This is a genomic window from Cellvibrio sp. UBA7661 (assembly GCA_002483365.1).
In the GTDB taxonomy this organism is placed as follows: Bacteria; Pseudomonadota; Gammaproteobacteria; order Pseudomonadales; family Cellvibrionaceae; genus Cellvibrio.
This window is the reverse complement of record DLHT01000011.1, coordinates 205069-222457: the sequence shown is the minus strand read 5'-3', so window position 1 is coordinate 222457 and position 17389 is coordinate 205069. Positions and strand designations below refer to the sequence as shown.

The window sequence follows — 17389 nt, the reverse complement described above, 5'->3', positions numbered from 1 at the left end:
CCACAATGACACACAAGAAATACCTACTACAGTTAATATTTGGCATTGTTTTATTAACAGGTTGTGCCGCACAACCACCCATGCTGGATGAAGACTCTTTAGCGCGAGCCGCCACCAATACCCTTAGCGAAGCCGTTTATTTTTCTAATTTATTTACAACTTGTGGAACACTTGGTGGGGATATAGAAGTTGATGCAATAGATACCCAGCAGAATTGGCTGAATGAAAATGCAAAACTCGTGGCAGCAGCAGATGCATTTTATAGTCAACTGCATAACAAAGAATCGTTTAAATACAATAATACAACCGTTGCACCAGCAGCAATTCGTTTAGTACTAGACGCCCGTACCCGTGCGACCAATGAGTTAGCACTTCCACAACGCAGCCCAATCAATAAACAAAAAATTTGTCAATTCAGACTTGCACAAATTAGCGGAAAAGCATTGCCCTTGGCTAATAAACCTGAAATTGCACCATATAAAGCTGAGCTGCTAAAACATTTACCTGCAGATTACAAAATCGCCGATGTTCCTACATTGGCAGCTGGATTTCAGGGTTCATCCCAAGGTGCAACCTTTTATAGTATTGCAAATGCTCATGAAAAGACTTGTCCGGCTGCGTATACACTGAGTATCACCAACCAATGGCCACATGAAGTCTATGCGACGTTCTGTGGAGAAAATGCAACCTCCGTTCTTACGTGTGAATGGGGCAAATGCGAGACGAAGAAGTTATAATGTCCGCTCAAGGGCTGTACCAGCTACAGCCCGCCTTGTTTAACAAGCAAGCTTTTAATGAGCCATTATGACCCCAAACGATTTCTCCCCTGCCAGCTACCAGCATCAACTCAACGAAAAACTTGCTCAAATTCAACGAGACTTTGCCGGGTTTGCACACCCGCCTGTTGAGGTTTTTAGTTCTTCTGAAAAGTACTATCGTATGCGCGCCGAGTTTCGCGTATGGCACAAACAAGACCGCTCGGAGTTTGTTATGTTCGATGCAGACAAGCAGCCTTATGCCATAACCGAATTCCCTGTTGGCTCCCTGTTAATTAATCAATTGATGAGCCAATTGCTCCATGAAATCAATAACGATGAATTGTTGCGTCACAAACTTTATCAGGTTGAATTCTTGACCGCGCAAAGTGGAGAGTCGTTAATTACATTGATTTACCACAAAGAATTAACTCCGGAATGGAGTCAACGCGCACTCCAACTTAAACAACAAGTAGGAGCCGATATTATTGGTCGCAGCCGCAAACAAAAATTACTGATTGAACGCGATTATGTGATTGAGCGTATGCAGGTATTAGGGCGCGAATTTATCTATCAACAAGTAGAAGCCAGCTTCACTCAGCCCAACGCCGGTGTTTGTGAAAAAATGTTGGCATGGGCGGTAGAGAACAGTAAAGATTTTGGTGGCGATTTATTAGAGCTTTACTGCGGTAATGGTAATTTCACTTTACCGCTATCACAAAACTTTTCCAAAGTACTTGCAACTGAAGTTGCGAAATCATCTGTGGATTCTGCCCAATTCAATATCCAAGCAAACAAGATTAACAATATTCAGATCGCGCGCATGTCCAGTGAAGAGTTTTCACAAGCAATGGATGGTGTTCGTGAGTTTAATCGCCTGCGACACGTCAAATTGGCCGACTATCACTTTTCGACCATTTTTGTTGATCCACCACGCGCAGGCCTTGATCCACATACCACCAGCATTACGCAGCGTTTCGACAACATTATTTATATTTCATGCAACCCCGAAACACTGCGTGAAAATTTACAAACAATCACCCAAACACATCAAATCACAGCATTTGCGTTGTTTGATCAGTTTCCCTATACACATCATGCTGAATGCGGGGTTATCCTGAAAAAAAAGGGATAACATAAAATGCCGGGCGCTGCACCCGCCCCGGTATTTTTATATTTCTGCAAGACGGCGGGACATGTAAAAAGCAGGGCCAGAATAAGAAGCCAGACGTTGCTGCTGGATTGTTGGTAAATCCGTATACTCATTAAAACCCAGTTTTTCCCAAAACACTTTTGAGTTCTGTACAGAAACGAGCGCCGCGCTCACCAAGGCGCGAGCACTTGCCTCTTGTAGCGCATGGGTAACTAATAGTTGCCCCAGTCCATATCCTGCAGCAGACTTACTAATCGCCAAATCGTGCAAATAAAGCGTATCGGCAGAAGGCTTATGGGAAAAATTTTGTCCCCATGGGGTTACTTCTCCCAAGTGCGAATAATAGCCCACTAAATAGCCACGCACATTTCCCTCTGTGCTTTCCACAACCCAGGATGTATCTGGTGTTTGCGCAAAGCGTGTTTGTATTACTTCGACACTTTCAATTATTTCATCACGGTAAGCTTCTGCTTGGATGCGAATGACATCTTCAATATCGCAAGCGCGCATAGCGCGACATAAAAAGCCATCAGCCATTTAAAAACCTCTACCTTGTATGCGCCTCGCTGCATCTTTCACAAAATCATGAAAAGCCTCTTCATGATGCAAACGTTCCACATCAAATTTATTTTGTTCAGTTTTAGACAGATTCTGCCATGCTTCCAAATAAGGTATGTGACTGGTTTTTTCACGCAATTGATAAAACGCGGAAAACTCTTCTTTTGTAGAGACATGGACATCCAGCGCATCCAATAAACCGGATATACGAATACTGGCTTCCGTCAAGGTCAACTCGTCGTTGTGCAATGCTTGCGCAAGAATCTGTATGCTTTTGTTGAGCCACTCGCGTTGCTCACGTTGTGCTTGCTGATTGGCCAGCTCCAGTACTTTTAATTTTTCGTCGCGCACTTTTTTCTGCAGATAAACCTTATATACCAAACGTGACGCTATAGCAGCCAATACGATGATAACCAAAGCCCCTATTACGATAAAAAATAACAACCAATTCATAGTCTATCTCATAATGTAAATGTGAAATTTATGCGTTTAGCTAGCATCATCATTTTTTTGTTCAGAAAATTCATCTAACAACAGTTCATCGCTAGAAACGCCGGCATCTTCCAACAAGTGACCTGCAATTGTTTTTTTGGTTTTCGCACCTAACCGACGAATATCATCAACCCTTTTAACCAAATTCCCGCGTCCGGATTGCAACCGCTCACGCGCTTTTGTATAAGCGGCCTGGCTTTTATTGATAGCATTCCCGACATCATCCAACGACTCCAATAGCAATACAAATTGGTCATGTAATGCGCCAGCTTCTTTAGCAATCCGCTCGGCATTTTTATTTTGCTTTTCATAGCGCCATATATTTTCTACCGTACGCAAGGTTGCCAACAATGTGGTAGGACTGACAAGAATGATATGGCGATCATACGCCTCCCGATACAATGCTGGTTCATGCTGGAGTGCAGTCATAAATGCCGCCTCTATCGGAATAAAAACAAATACAAAATCCAGGGCTTTAATGCCGTCAATTTTTTCGTAATCTTTAATACTTAAATTTTTAATGTGATTTCGTAGTGAATTGATATGTGCAGACAAATGTTGTTTACGCTCTGTTTCATCATCGCTGCTGCAATATTTTTCATAATCGAGCAGTGAACATTTGGCATCGATAACAATGTCTTTATTTTCAGGCAGATGTACGATCACATCCGGCATCAAACGGCTACCGTCAGCATTGGTAAAGTTCACTTGAGTGTCGTATTCGCGACCTTTTTGTAATCCGGATTCTTCCAGCAATCGCTCAAGCACCACTTCACCCCAATTGCCTTGTGCCTTGGTATTGCCCTTTAAAGCTTGCGCAAGATTGACGGCATCTTGGCCAATTTTCTGCGCTTGTTTTTGTAACTCCAGCACTTGTCCGGCCAAACGGTTGCGTTCGGCATTTTCCTTTTCATAAACATCTTCTACTTTTTTGCGGAACTCGACTAACTGCAGCTTAAGTGGATCCAGGGTGGAATCTAATAAGGTTTTACTATTAGCACTAAACTGCTGCTGTTTGCTTTCAAAAATTTTGTTAGCAAGGTTTTCAAACTCCTTCACCAAATCAGCCTTGGCGTTTTGCAGCAATGCCAATTGTTCTGCAAAGTGTTTGCGCTCCTGATCCAAACGGGTTTGCAATTCTGTAGCCGTTTTCTCAAGTAGCGTCAGCTGCTCATCTTTATGCAATGACTGTTGTTGCACTTGCTCAAAATAGCGAGTCTTCTCACGTAATCCCGCTGCTTCTTGACGGGCATCACCCAGCGATTGCTGTAACTCCTGCTGTAAATGTTGCTGCTGATGCAGCTGGGCCTTAAGCTCTACTAGCTGCTGTTTTGAAAGGTCGAGCTCTTGCTGCAAGCTGGCCTCCCGCAGGGCATTAGTGTGCAGTAATTGTTGCTGCGCCGATTCCAATTCGTAGGTTCTAGCAATGACCGCTTGATCCAGACGGCGGCCAAACAACCAGTACACAAACAATGCACCTATTATCAGGCCAGATAAACCAGCCAAAAACACAACCAAGGATGGACTCACAGAAAACTCCAGATGCAAAACGCCGCTAGGCTTTATCGGCAATGGCCGTTAAAATCGCGGCCATTTTAGCAATAGTTGCCCACTTGCAGGCGATTGAATTGCCCTATCGTTATCTACTATGAGCCGCCCGATGAGTAACGCCACTCAAACAAATAACAGCCCGCGTATTTTGGTGTTCGACTCTGGTGTTGGCGGCCTGAGCGTGGCTCGGGAAATCCTGCAGCGCTTACCCTCGCTTTCACTGGTATACGCCTCAGATAACGGCTTTTTTCCCTACGGCACCAAAGGTGAAGCAGAACTTATTGCCAGGGTCGATATGGTAATGAACCGGTTATTGCAGGAATATCCCGTGGATATTCTGATCATTGCCTGCAATACCGCCAGCACCCTCACCCTGCCGCATTTACGTAGCCGCTTGAGCCTGCCCATTGTCGGTGTAGTACCCGCCATTAAACCGGCAGCAAAATTAAGCAAGACCGGGGTGATAGGCCTTCTGGCAACACCTGCTACCGTCGCACGCCCCTACACCTATGAACTTATCCGCGAGTACGCTCCGCAATGCGATGTTATTTCACTCGGCACCAGCGAGTTGGTGCAAATTGCAGAGCAAAAGTTACGCGGTGAAACAATTGATGATCAATCGATTGCTCACATCACCGCCCAATTGATGCAACATGAACAAGCGGCACAAATGGATGTGTTGGTGTTGGCTTGTACGCACTTCCCTTTACTCAAAGCAGAACTGGCGGCCTGTTTACCTGCAGCGATACAACTGATCGATTCAGGGGAAGCAATCGCACGCCGAGTGGAATATTTATTGGAAGGAAGAATGGGAGATGTACGCAACAAGACGGGACACACCGCTGTTTTCACAAAAAAAACAGCGGAAGCTGAACGCCTGATTCCCGCGCTACACACTTTTGGTATACACACAGCTGAATTCATTAATATTGAATAAAACCAGCTTCCTCAGATTAAAAAATAAAAAAGCTGTCACTTGCATGACAGCTTTTTTATTTTTACTCCAAGTACTTACATAATCACTCCATTAAAGAAATCCCTCTCATCAAATGTCCTTATTTAATCCTTATCCAAAATCCTTATAAGTCACCGCAGGCGAAATCAACCATTTGTCATTTCACACGAATATCATTTTTCACTGACTTCACCCCTTTTACCTCACGTGTCACCCGCTCTGCTTTTCCAATATGGGAGCGATCTTCAACAAACCCACTCAACTGAACAACCCCTTTGTAGGTTTCAACCTGAATTTCGGTTGCTTTAAGTTGATCATCTTCAACAAATGCCGCTTTCACTTTGGTTGTGATCACAGCATCATCAAGATACTCACCCGTGCTTTTTTCTTTGGATGTAGACGCGCATCCAGTGATAGCCAAAACAAACGTCATGATAATAGCAGACACATAATAATGAATAGATTTCATAAAAAGCTCCTTATTTACCGATTTAGTATTACGTTAAACGTCTTGCACAACACTGTATTAATTCGCAATCACTATTTCGACACGCCGATTTAATTGACGACCAGAGGATGAATCATTACTCGCGACCGGTGCGCTTTCACCTTTTCCTATTGCAGTAATCCGGTTAGCCGCTACACCTTGTTCAATCAAAAAGGCTTTCACTGAATCAGCGCGATTTTGTGAAAGTGTTTGATTGTAACTATCGCTCCCCATGTTATCGGTGTGACCTTCTATTACTACCGAACGATCAGGTTGCTGTTCAAGAAACTTGGTCAGCTTGTTTAAATTGGCATGTGCACTGGGCTTCAGATCCGATCTACCAATTTCAAACAATACATCTCCTAATGTAACAACCAAACCGCGATCAGTTTGCTTTGCGTTTAGCTCCGCGATTTGACGGCGTAACGCCTCGGTTTCTTTGGTGCGAGCCTCCAATTGCGCAGCCGTTATTTGTTCGCTCAGACCTTGCCGCTGCTCTTCATAAAAACGTGCCTCAGCCAAAGAGCTTGCGGTTTCTACTTTACGCTCAGCCAAATACACAAAATGTGCTGCCAGTGCTTTATCATCGCGCGGTTCCTCAGCCAAACGCACCGCATCTTCTGCAATTTTAATTTCCACTGGTGCAAGTGTTGCCAGTTGGGGATCAGTCTGCAATTGCGTCAAATTCGCACGTACCTGCGCAGCTGCATCTGGTGCCTTGGGGCTAGCACACGCAACTAATAAAGAAACAGAAAAAATCAATGTTGCCAGCGATGTGAATTTCATTACAGGTTTCATAATGCACCTCCTGAATTGCGCTGCAGTTCGCGCTGCAGAATATCGGCATTTTTATCCAACTCTGCATTTACTTCTTGCGCTTTCGCAGACTGTGTTTTCGCTGAAGCCAGTTCTGCATCGGCGCGAGCTTGTTCAGCCAAACGCGCTGCGCGCACCATTTCCTTTTCTGCAACAGCAACACGTGCCGCTGTCAATTTTTCACGCGCCTCACTCAACTCTGGCGATGCATAATCCGCCACGCGATCTTGCTCCGCTTTAGCTATTGCCAATTCAGCGGCCTGCAATGCCCCTGTTGGTGCTTTCGGGGTGGAGGCACAACCCGCAAATATCCCACAAACCATACATACGATTAACGATGGAATAATTTTTTTATTCCACTGAGCAGATAATTTATTCATGGTTTTTCTCCTCGAAAGTTAACGTGCTCATAAAATTGACCACCGGTATTTTCAGGAGTTCAGAGGGCTTTGAGCGAGGCAATGTGATTTACATGCATGAAAAAAATGCAAATTAAACAAAGAAAAATAAAAATTTTTCAAATACTGGAATAAAGTTCATTGGATGAGGCATTTTCAATAATGTAACTCTTACAATAAAAGTGCATGGCCAAAAAAAATCCCCGAAATAAACATTCCGGGGATTTAATTTTTTTGTGATGCACTTATCAAATAGACGTACAAATAACCAATCGATTTAATCATTAGCCAGCCAAGCGAAGCCCAGGCCCGTCTTGCTGCAAATGGCGCAAGATATCCATACTGGTAATTACGCCTACAGCGATTTTGTACTCAGTTACTACTACGCGATGGATATTGTTTCGCACCATCACCGCAGCAACTTCACTGACGCTAGCCGCTTGCTCCACTGTGATGATTTCTTTTTGCATGATTTGATGCACAGTGCAATTTTGTTCCGCACGGCCACTCCACTCACGCAAACTTGTTTCATCCAGATCTATTTCACAACTTTCGCGATAGTAGTTGCGCAATGCTTCACGGCGGCGACTCTCTTCCATATTGCTGAATTTAAAAATGTCAGAAACAGTCACCACACCCACCAACTCATGGTCCGATGCAATAACAGGCGCACCTGAAATAGCATGCTTGATAAAAAACTCGGCGAGACGCTGGATTGTCCAGCCTTCATAAGCACTCAACAGCGTTTTGCTCATAATCGTCTTGGCCGTAGCACTATTGTTATTAGTTGCAGACATAGCAGACTCCTCATGCAGGCTTATCTTCATTCAAACAGGAAATGCGTTTTCATTATTAACGTTGCATGGTTTCCCGGGGCAATAAGTGCGTTAAATTTTGACTGTTTTTTATACTTTTTTGATATTAAGGAACAAGCGATAACAACATCCACACTGATACAAGCAGCAATAAAAAACCGCCGTCAGTTAACTGACGGCGGTTTTCAAGCAACAAACAGGTGGAGTGATGAAATTACAAGTCAGTAATTGGCTTGTACTTGGGCACCAACATGCGCATAACAAACCAGGCGATGAGGTACGCAGTTGCGCAAATGGCAAACATAATGGTGTAACCCATCGTAATATTGCCTACCTTTTCAAAGTGGTCAAACAAACCGCCACCGAGTTTATTGAGCAATACTCCACCCATACCACCGGCAAAGCCACCAATCCCGACTACTGAACCCACTGCTTTCTTGGGGAACATATCCGACACAGTGGTGAAAATATTAGCCGACCAAGCTTGATGCGCCGATGCGCCTATCGCAATCAGCAGGATGGGAATCCACACTGAAATATGCCCTAACGGCTGCGCCAGTAGTACGACCAATGGGAATAATGCAATCACAAACATTGCCGTGCGGCGTGCATTAAATGCATCCATCCCTTTCTTGATGAAATAACCGGGGAAGGCACCACCACCAATGCTGCCAAACATCGTCAGGGTATAAATCAATGCGATTGGCAGAGCAATTTCCGTTTTTTCCATACCGTGTTGCGCACTCAGGTAAATAGGCAACCAGAAGAGGAAGAACCACCACACACCATCGGTCATGAACTTGCCAAATGCAAATGCCCAGGTTTGTTTGTAACTGAGCAAGGTAAACCAGGAGGTTTTTACTTCTTCCTCAACGGCTTCAACGGCTTCAACATCGGAATTGATATAGGCGCGCTCGGCCTCGCTCAGGCGCTTTTGTTCGCTGGGTTTGTCGTACCACACCCACCAAAACCCAATCCACGCAAAACCGATAATCCCCACCGCGATAAATGCCCATTGCCAACCCCACATCACACCAATAACAGGTACTGTCAGTGGAGCCAGAATTGCGCCGACATTAGCGCCGGAATTAAAAATGCCGGTGGCAAACGAACGTTCTTTTTTAGGGAAGTACTCGGCAGTTGCCTTAATTGCTGCCGGGAAGTTGCCCGCCTCACCAAACGCAAGCACAGCACGGGCGATCATAAAGCCAGCGACGGAATAAACCGTAATCATGGCGGTGCCATTAACCGTTCCATTGGTTTGATCAATATCCGCAAAGCCAACCCAGCTCAACATGGTGTAAAAACCGGCACCCATTTCATAGGCAAATGCGTGGATTGCAGCACCGAACGACCAGATGGCGATAGCGATGATATAGCCGTTCTTGGTACCGAATTTATCGATAAAGCGCCCAGCGAAAATCATCGAGATCGCATAGACGAAGGTGAAGAGCGCAGTGATATTGCCGTAGTCATTGTTGTTCCATTTATAGAGCTCCATCAGCTCAGGGGACAACAGACTTAATACTTGGCGGTCAAGGTAGTTGACAGTGGTGGCAAAAAATAACAGGCCACAAATAGTCCAACGATAGTTGCCAACAGATTGCTGGCTGGGGATTTGCTGGTTCATAAGGTCACTTGCTTATAGTTATGGATACAAAGGGAATCATAGCTGTACATGACAATAACGCTAAGAAATCATGTGTGCCAGAAACACTCACCTGTTTGTATTGACCTGATGTGCCGGGGGGATTATCTGCTTCCGTACAGATGAAATTCTAATATATCGCTTTTTATGGGTTGAAAAAGTAGCATGTTTCCAACACCCAAACAAGCCGCAAGAAGTGTAAAGTCTTTATCCAACAACCACTTATAACCGACCACTTATGCACGCTTATAACCAAAAACCTGTTGCATAACGGATACCAGTGCCATAATCGCCCCTCACCTTAAAACGCAGAAAAACATTATGGTTGATACCTATTTCAATATTACTCCCTACCTGTCTGCTATCCAAAACGGTGAGTTGCTCATCACCGCCAACAACCGTTTACGCAACCACATGTTGCGCGCGTACGGACAACAACTACATGACAGCGTTTGGAGCAACCCGCGTATTTATTCGCTCAGCCAGTGGATTGATTTGAATTGGAGTCTGTTGCAGCGGCGCGCTTATGAGCCTTGCGCAAAACCGATCATTAATAATCTGCAACGCCAAAGCCTGTGGGAAAGAATTATTGGTGAATCATCCCTCGCTGCTGCGTTACTGCAAGCTGAGCCTTTGGCGCAAGCAGCCGATAGCGCCTTGCGCAATCTGGAGTTATGGCAATTAACCGAAGACGATGTGCGCAACGCAGAGCCGTTGTTAAATACCCTGAGCAATAGCCAATGCTGGCTGACGTGGTTGGGAGAGTTTCGTGCACGCCTCACTGCGCAAGGCTTCATCACACAGGAACATGCAATAGCTCTGTTGGTAGATGCATTTACACAACAACATCTTTCACCTGAACCGATTATCCATCTAATTGGATTTGATGATATTCCGCCACTACATCAGGATTTAATCAATCATGCTTGCCATCACCTCAACAATGTAACAAACGAACACACCCACAGCAGTGGCAATCACGTTTTGCAACGCACAGAAGTGAATAACACAGAACAGGAAATTCGCAGCGCAGCACTGTGGAGCAAAAACCAGTTAGCACAAAACCCGGAAGCGATGATTGGCATTATCGTGCCCAATCTGGGGCAGTGCCGTGCACAAGTAGAACGGATTTTTGTAGAAGTATTTGAACCTTTGGCAGCGCTTCCCGAACAACCACGCTACACACTGCCCTTTAACTTTTCGGCCGGTACGCCGTTGGGAACCACACCGGTTATCGCCGCCACGTTGAATTTACTTGAGCTGCATAAACCCAATTGGGATCTGGAAGCCATCTGCAATCTATTACTCTCGCCTTTTTTTGGTGATTACGAACAAGAGCTGGTATTGCGCGCCCACTTGATGACTGAATTACGCAAACAGGGCAATTTCACCATCAGCCTGCGCGATCTGCGCTATTGGTGCACCACATTATCAGCGCGCCTTGTAATTGATGAAACAAGCAACAGTTTGAGCGCACGTTTGATTCAACTGGAAAATTATCGCCGCCAAACGTTCGGCACTCACACAGCGCAATATTGGATTGATTTTTTTGAACAGCATTTGCAATTGCTCGGTTGGCCGGGCACGCGCCGGTTGGACAGCCAGGAACATCAACAGCTAAGCCAATGGAGCAGTGTGCTGGAAAATTTTTTGCAATTGGATTCGCTTGGCATTCAATTTTCATACATGGGTGCGGTAAAACAATTGCGCAACATTGCTAGCAAAACGCCATTCCAGGCGCAAACACCGCACTCGCCGATTCAAATTCTCGGCGCACTGGAAGGCGCAGGTTTGCAATTCAGTCACTGCTGGGTCATGGGCTTACACCATCGTCAATGGCCACCTGTGCCAGCGCCTAATCCACTGCTGCCAACCCACTTACAACGCGCCCATAAAATGCCGCATGCCAGCGCTGAACGCGAATTGGAATTTGCGCGCGCACTCACTGCGCATTACCGTCAATGTGCACCGCAAGTCATTTTCAGCTCGGCACACAGCGATGATGAAAGCGAGCTAAGCCCCAGCGCGTTAATCCGCCAATGGCCACTCACGCCAATTACACAATTAATCGACAATGAGCAAAGTATTAGCAGCCACAACCACCAAACCATTGCAGCGCAGCAATCGCTGCAATTAATCAACACGGCCAATGCTCCACGTTTTGATCCTGTACAAGAACCGGTTCGCGGTGGTGCCAGCGTATTTAAAGAACAAGCCGCCTGCCCTTTTCATGCGTTTGCACGTTTGCGTTTGGGCGCGGCACGTATTGATGATGCCGTTGCTGGTTTCTCACCGATTGAACGCGGTGATTTATTACACCTGGCGCTTGCCGATATTTGGCGCGAATTAAAAAATCAGTCCACTTTATTACGGCTGGATGATGTTGCACTGCACAGTTTGGTCAACCAGCACACCCAAACTGCGATTGACAAAATCAAACAAAAACGCGGAACCAATATAGGTACAACCTACGCTCAACTGGAACAGGAACGACTGACGCATTTGTTAATCGAGTGGCTTGAACAAGAAAAATGTCGCCCAGCCTTTACCGTAATTGCTATCGAACAAGAAGTGAAAACCACTTTTGCGAGCCTACCTTTGACCTTGCGCATTGATCGTATCGATCAGTTGGATCATAACGGTGAATACCTGCTGATTGATTATAAAACCGGACAACCCAGTATTAAAAGCTGGCAAGGCGAACGCATGGACGAACCACAACTTCCACTCTATGCCGTCACTGCCAGCGATAAAATTGCAGCCATTTCATTTGCACAAATTAATGCCAAGGCGATGAAGTGGACCGGCACGGGTGAGTTGCACATAGCACATGACGGAATAGAACCCGGCAAAATCAGCTGGAACGAACAAATTGAAATCTGGACACAGGATCTGCAACAACTTGCCGATAATTTTATTCACGGTGATGCACGCGTTGATATGAAAAACCCTACGGTTGCGCAATATGCGGAAGATCTATTACCACTGAATCGCTTGCAGGAACGGGATGCATTGGAAGCGTTTATCCTGAAAAATGGAGGAGTGAATTAATGTCCATCCCATCCACTGACGTAATAAATCAATCGACAAAACAACCAATAGATCAACCAATAAATAAACCAATTGACCAGCAGGTCCGGATTGATGCATTAAATCCACAGCAGTCTTTTGCAGTCGCAGCACCGGCAGGCTCCGGTAAAACCGGTTTGCTTACCCAGCGCGTGCTCACCCTGCTTGCCACTTGTGAGCAGCCGGAAGAAATTTTGGCTATCACCTTTACCCGCAAAGCAGCGGGTGAAATGCAAGACCGGATTATGCACGCGCTTTGGCAAGCAGCAGAGCAACCCCAGCCGCAAGATCCCCATGCAGTCCGCACCTGGCAACTTGCACAAGATGTATTGCAGCGCGACCGCGAATTGCAGTGGAATTTATTGCAAAGCCCGCAGCGTTTGCGGGTGCAAACCATTGACAGCCTGTGCCGCTCCATTACCAAACAATTACCACTCGCCAGTGGTATAGGCGCACAACCCGATACACTGGAAGATGCAAACCAAGCCTATCGATTGGCGGTGCGCGAATTATTTACATTGCTCGAACAAGAATCGTCCTTGCGTGATGATTTAATGCTCCTGCTGCGGCATTTGGATAACAACCTTGGCGCAGTAGAAAATCTGTTAATCAGCTTACTCGCCAAACGCGAGCAATGGCTTGGCGTGCTGTTGCAAGCTCGCCATGAAGATGCACGCATTTATTTGGAAAATGTGTTGCAACTGGTGATCAGCGAACATCTGGAATCGGTTGCTACTTTGTTGCAATTGCACAGCAGCGAAATTTGCAGCATTGCCGATGCCGCCGCAGCGCACTTACAACAAGAAAGCGAACGCAAAAACCGTATCCATGAATTACTCGGCATCAATGGCTTACCCGCTACCGAACCAGAAGCAGTCCAGGAGTGGTTGGCAATTGCCGATTTATTGTTGACCAACAGTGGAACTTATCGCGCGCGCTTAACAAAAGCCGAAGGGTTTCCTGCCGGAAAAGAACATGCTGATTTAAAAAATCGTTTTAGCGAATTAGTCGCAGCAATTAGCGATACCTCGCCCGGCGCAGACCAATTACTGCATGAAGTACGCTCGCTACCCGCGCCGGAGTACGCTGCCGACCAATGGCAATTACTGGACAGCCTTACCAGTATTTTGCCCGTGCTTGCCGCGCAACTCACCCTGGTCTTCAAACAACTCAGCGCAACTGACTATACCGCCATCAGCCAAGCTGCATTGGTTGCACTGGGCGATGACGATTCCCCCAGTGATCTTGCGCTGCAATTGGATTACCGCATCCGCCATATTTTGGTGGATGAATTTCAGGATACGGCAAGCCCGCAATTGGAACTCTTACGTAAGTTGACCAATGGCTGGCAAACCAGCGATGGCCGCACCTTATTTATTGTGGGCGACGGCATGCAAAGTTGTTACGGATTTCGCAATGCGAACGTCGGTTTGTTTTTGGATGCACGCCAACAAGGAATTGGTTCAGTTGCCTTAACCGCTCTGGATTTGCGCGTTAACTTTCGCTCGCAAGCCGGTGTGGTTAATTGGGTAAACGATATTTTCCAACACGCATTTCCCGCACAAGACGATATCAGTCGCGGTGCAGTGAGCTATTCGCCTTCGGTTGCATTTAAACCAGCGATTGCTGGCAATGCCGTCAATTTTTACGCGTGCACTTATTCAACTGATAAAGACAGCGGTAAAGACAGCGATAGAGACAACAACAAAGAAAGCAGCGATGACGATGTACCCTCGCGCATTAATGCACAACAACAAGAAGCCGCAAAAGTAGTTGAGCTGGTTCAACAGGCGCGTCACGAGAACCCAGACGGCAGTATTGCGATACTCGTGCGCACACGCACCCACTTACAGAAAATTTTACCTGCACTGAGCGCCGCGGGCTTGCGTTATCAATCCACTGAAATTGACCGGCTCGCCAGCCGCATGGTGATTATGGATTTGTTATCACTGACACGTGCATTGCTCAACCCTGCAGATCGCATCGCGTGGCTATCGCTATTGCGTGCACCTTGGTGTGGTTTGGATAATTACGACCTTCATACCCTCGTGACCACAGATTTAGGTGAACGCAATCCACGCCTGAATGAAAGAGCGTTCTCACTGGTGTGGCCGCAATTGCAGCATTACCAACACATTGACAATATGAGTAGCGATGCACAGCGTATTCTTGCGCGAGTTGTGCCTGTGCTTCAGCAAACGCTCGCCCATCGTTATCGCAAACCATTACGACAATGGGTAGAAGGTTGTTGGCTGGCATTAGGTGGTCCCGCTACGGTATTGGATGAAAATGACCGCGACAACATCCAAAGTTTTTTTGCGTTGCTGGATAAACATGAGCAAGGTGGAAGCATTGGTGACTGGCAAACATTTAATAATGCAATCGACCGTTTATATGCAGCACCGCAAGCGGATGCAGATGCGCGCTTGCAAGTGATGACCATCCATAAATCAAAAGGCCTTGAATTTGATACGGTGATTATTCCGGGGTTAGATCGCAGTGCACGCAGAGATGAAAAGCAACTTTTGCTCTGGCAAGAACGCATTAATCATCAGGGTGAAAAACAATTACTGCTAGGGTCACTCGCCCCAACAGGAAAAGAAGAAGATGCGCTGTACACTTTCATGCGCCGCGAGCAGGAAAAGCAACAAGCGTTTGAATCCACACGGTTGCTGTACGTAGGCTGCACGCGCGCGATTAAACAATTGCATTTAATCGCGTGTATCAACACCAAAGAAGACGTGCTACAAGCGCCCGCTAAAAATTCACTGCTGCATAGTATCTGGCCATTCGTGCGCGAGCAGGCGGAATTAATTAACAGCAACATTAATTCGGCTAACACCACTCGTGTCCACACCGAGCAACCTGGCTTACAACATTTATTGCGTTTGCAACCTGACTGGCGCTTACCGGAATTACAAACAGTTGATTTATTAAGTGATTATCGCGGTCATGAATATGCAGCATCCAGCAGCCAAACACCGGGTGAAACGCAACATTCTGATGCAACACTATTGAACGATGCAACACTACTTAACGATGTAGAGACCGACAATCCACTCAACCTGCCAGAATTTGAAACCACTGCCGCGCGCCTTGCGCGCCACACCGGTACTGTTATCCATGCGGCGCTACAGGCGATAGTGGAAAACAAATGGGTGACCAGCCAAACCACTATCGATGCTGATATTTTTATTGCCCAGCAAAAACCTTTTTGGAAAATCCAGTTACAACAACTGGGTTGGAATGGCGATAATCTCAACAATGCCCTACAGAAAACAGCAGCGGCGATCTACCGGATTTTAGCCAGTGACACCGGCCGCTGGTTGTTGAACAGTGACCATGAACAGAGCGCGTGTGAGTTATCGCTGATGCAAAAAAAACAACAGGATATAAAAGAATCCGTTATTGACCGAACGTTTGTCGATAACGGGGTTCGTTGGATTGTGGACTACAAAAGCAGTGAAGCAGAAAGCAGCTGCACTCTGGATGAGTTCATCGAACAGCAGAAAAAAACTTACCAAAGCCAGCTGCAGGGATATAAAAAATTGTTATCCGCCACCGAAAATCTGCCTGTTAAAACGGCGCTTTATCTTCTGTCGTACGGATATTTGGTCGAGTATCCGTAACCGATGCAGAAACCGACACCGACTCATTCAATAGCGCATTCGCCGCTGCCAGACCGGAGCAATAAGCAGCTTCAATGCGCCCATCCCCCAACCAATCACCGGCGAGCGCCAAACCCAGTTCGGGCCATACTGATTTGAGATGCGCCGCGCTTGAAGACGCTTTTGCAAATCGCCAGCGATGGAAATAACGCGGATACACGCCAGGAATTTTGTTGCCCGGCAGCCAATGTGCGAGCAAACGATTAAATTCAGCGAGCATCGCGCTTTGCACCCATTCGGGTGAGGCATCAAGATGCTGGCGCGACCACTCTCCCGTCGCATGCAACAAATAATGTTCTCCCGCTGCACGGCCGGGTTTTCGATTGTTGTGTGCAATCCACCCGAGTATTCCCTCATTCACAAATGCAGCCGCGAACGGCAAGCCGAGCGGTTTGCTGGCTTGCATCATCAACGCAAGACACGGTTCCATTTCCACACTGTTTGCCACCGAATGCGCTTCTGATCCGGTGGGCAGTAGTGCGCGAGTTTGAGGTGCAGGCAAAGCAATAATGACACAATGCGCACACCATATAGAATTGGCCGCTTCAATAATCCAATCATCAGTGCGATGAGTAATCTGCGTGACCAATGCGTTGTAAACAATGTGCAAACCTTCAGCCATATCCAGCAGCGGCGATTTCATGCGCGGCATTCCGATGAACCGCTCGCGTGAACGGCTCGCACTCAATTGTTCACCATCCCACACCGCTATGGGTGATTTCCATTGTGCGACCGAACCCTCAGCGAGCCACTGCTGAACCTGCGCACGAAATTCAACGGACTTGGCGGTAAAGTATTGCGCGCCGTGATCCCAACAGCCTTCCGGTTTATCGCGCGTTGCCATGCGCCCACCCGGATTATGGGATTTTTCCAATACACACACGCTCCACCCAGCCGAGCGCAAACGCGCAGCAGCGGTGATGCCCGCCATACCAGCACCAATCACAACAACATCAAATGTATTAATGGGTTTCACAGCAAGCACCTGGAGAAAGACTATTTCAATGCTTTATTCGATTGAAAA

The 17389-nt window shown here is 46.5% G+C and carries 14 protein-coding genes; 5 read left to right on the top strand and 9 right to left on the bottom strand.

Translation table 11 applies throughout. The features are described 5' to 3' along the window. The first annotated feature begins 5 nt into the window (after positions 1 to 5). Both B2739_RS09785 and trmA read left to right on the top strand, forming a co-directional pair. Complete coding sequence (locus B2739_RS09785) at positions 6 to 737, top strand: hypothetical protein (protein WP_331345679.1); 732 nt, start codon at positions 6 to 8, stop codon at positions 735 to 737. Between the two features lie 67 nt (positions 738 to 804). Continuing rightward, complete coding sequence (trmA, locus tag B2739_RS09780; protein WP_331345678.1) at positions 805 to 1890, top strand: tRNA (uridine(54)-C5)-methyltransferase TrmA; 1086 nt, start codon at positions 805 to 807, stop codon at positions 1888 to 1890. Between the two features lie 36 nt (positions 1891 to 1926). Here the strand turns inward: trmA and B2739_RS09775 are convergent, their stop codons facing one another. The 3 genes from B2739_RS09775 to rmuC are packed head-to-tail and all read right to left on the bottom strand — an operon-like array spanning position 1927 to position 4488. Beyond that, the gene (locus B2739_RS09775) at positions 1927 to 2445 is read right to left on the bottom strand and encodes a GNAT family N-acetyltransferase (RefSeq protein WP_331345677.1); all 519 of its coding nucleotides are present in this window, start codon (positions 2443 to 2445) and stop codon (positions 1927 to 1929) included. Then, entirely contained in the window at positions 2446 to 2919 is a 474-nt protein-coding gene (locus B2739_RS09770) for a DUF2489 domain-containing protein (RefSeq protein ID WP_331345676.1), read from the bottom strand. A 36-nt stretch (positions 2920 to 2955) separates the two neighbouring features. Further along, positions 2956 to 4488: a DNA recombination protein RmuC gene (gene rmuC, locus B2739_RS09765; RefSeq protein WP_331345675.1), complete on the bottom strand. Its 1533-nt coding sequence runs from the start codon at positions 4486 to 4488 to the stop codon at positions 2956 to 2958. 130 nt (positions 4489 to 4618) lie between these two features. On the opposite strand from rmuC, the gene murI reads away from it, so the two are divergent. Further along, entirely contained in the window at positions 4619 to 5446 is an 828-nt protein-coding gene (gene murI / locus B2739_RS09760; protein WP_331345674.1) for a glutamate racemase, read from the top strand. Positions 5447 to 5621: 175 nt separating this feature from the next. Here the strand turns inward: murI and B2739_RS09755 are convergent, their stop codons facing one another. The 5 genes from B2739_RS09755 to B2739_RS09735 all read right to left on the bottom strand — a co-directional run bounded on the left by B2739_RS09755 (position 5622) and on the right by B2739_RS09735 (position 9610). Further along, the gene (locus tag B2739_RS09755; RefSeq protein WP_331345673.1) at positions 5622 to 5933 is read right to left on the bottom strand and encodes a BON domain-containing protein; all 312 of its coding nucleotides are present in this window, start codon (positions 5931 to 5933) and stop codon (positions 5622 to 5624) included. Positions 5934 to 5990: 57 nt separating this feature from the next. After that, entirely contained in the window at positions 5991 to 6749 is a 759-nt protein-coding gene (locus B2739_RS09750) for an OmpA family protein (RefSeq protein WP_331345672.1), read from the bottom strand. Further along, a complete protein-coding gene (locus tag B2739_RS09745) occupies positions 6746 to 7147 on the bottom strand; it encodes a DUF4398 domain-containing protein (protein WP_331345671.1) in 402 nt (133 codons plus the stop codon). The genes B2739_RS09750 and B2739_RS09745 overlap by 4 nt, the downstream gene beginning before the upstream one ends. A 302-nt stretch (positions 7148 to 7449) precedes the next feature. After that, positions 7450 to 7962: an HPP family protein gene (locus B2739_RS09740; protein ID WP_331345670.1), complete on the bottom strand. Its 513-nt coding sequence runs from the start codon at positions 7960 to 7962 to the stop codon at positions 7450 to 7452. Positions 7963 to 8194: 232 nt separating this feature from the next. After that, a complete protein-coding gene (locus B2739_RS09735) occupies positions 8195 to 9610 on the bottom strand; it encodes an MFS transporter (RefSeq protein WP_331345669.1) in 1416 nt (471 codons plus the stop codon). Positions 9611 to 9949: 339 nt separating this feature from the next. On the opposite strand from B2739_RS09735, the gene B2739_RS09730 reads away from it, so the two are divergent. Together B2739_RS09730 and B2739_RS09725 are read left to right on the top strand one after the other, a co-directional pair. Further along, positions 9950 to 12679, top strand: coding sequence for a PD-(D/E)XK nuclease family protein (locus B2739_RS09730; RefSeq protein ID WP_331345668.1), 2730 nt, complete (start codon positions 9950 to 9952; stop codon positions 12677 to 12679). After that, on the top strand, positions 12679 to 16326 hold the full coding sequence (locus tag B2739_RS09725) for a UvrD-helicase domain-containing protein (protein ID WP_331345667.1): 3648 nt from the start codon (positions 12679 to 12681) through the stop codon (positions 16324 to 16326). Before B2739_RS09730 ends, B2739_RS09725 begins: the two co-directional genes overlap by 1 nt. Here B2739_RS09725 and B2739_RS09720 read toward each other — a convergent pair. After that, entirely contained in the window at positions 16274 to 17341 is a 1068-nt protein-coding gene (locus tag B2739_RS09720) for an NAD(P)/FAD-dependent oxidoreductase (RefSeq protein ID WP_331345666.1), read from the bottom strand. The genes B2739_RS09725 and B2739_RS09720 overlap by 53 nt on opposite strands. Positions 17342 to 17389 lie beyond the last annotated feature (48 nt).

What these genes read in the sequence shown, in the direction of transcription:
- B2739_RS09785 (WP_331345679.1), top strand. Translation starts at nt 6, where the DNA reads ATGACACACAAGAAATACCTACTACAGTTAATATTTGGCATTGTTTTA.
- trmA (WP_331345678.1), top strand. Translation starts at nt 805, where the DNA reads ATGACCCCAAACGATTTCTCCCCTGCCAGCTACCAGCATCAACTCAAC.
- B2739_RS09775 (WP_331345677.1), bottom strand. Translation starts at nt 2,445, where the DNA reads ATGGCTGATGGCTTTTTATGTCGCGCTATGCGCGCTTGCGATATTGAA.
- B2739_RS09770 (WP_331345676.1), bottom strand. Translation starts at nt 2,919, where the DNA reads ATGAATTGGTTGTTATTTTTTATCGTAATAGGGGCTTTGGTTATCATC.
- murI (WP_331345674.1), top strand. Translation starts at nt 4,619, where the DNA reads ATGAGTAACGCCACTCAAACAAATAACAGCCCGCGTATTTTGGTGTTC.
- B2739_RS09755 (WP_331345673.1), bottom strand. Translation starts at nt 5,933, where the DNA reads ATGAAATCTATTCATTATTATGTGTCTGCTATTATCATGACGTTTGTT.
- B2739_RS09750 (WP_331345672.1), bottom strand. Translation starts at nt 6,749, where the DNA reads ATGAAACCTGTAATGAAATTCACATCGCTGGCAACATTGATTTTTTCT.
- B2739_RS09745 (WP_331345671.1), bottom strand. Translation starts at nt 7,147, where the DNA reads ATGAATAAATTATCTGCTCAGTGGAATAAAAAAATTATTCCATCGTTA.
- B2739_RS09740 (WP_331345670.1), bottom strand. Translation starts at nt 7,962, where the DNA reads ATGTCTGCAACTAATAACAATAGTGCTACGGCCAAGACGATTATGAGC.
- B2739_RS09735 (WP_331345669.1), bottom strand. Translation starts at nt 9,610, where the DNA reads ATGAACCAGCAAATCCCCAGCCAGCAATCTGTTGGCAACTATCGTTGG.
- B2739_RS09730 (WP_331345668.1), top strand. Translation starts at nt 9,950, where the DNA reads ATGGTTGATACCTATTTCAATATTACTCCCTACCTGTCTGCTATCCAA.
- B2739_RS09725 (WP_331345667.1), top strand. Translation starts at nt 12,679, where the DNA reads ATGTCCATCCCATCCACTGACGTAATAAATCAATCGACAAAACAACCA.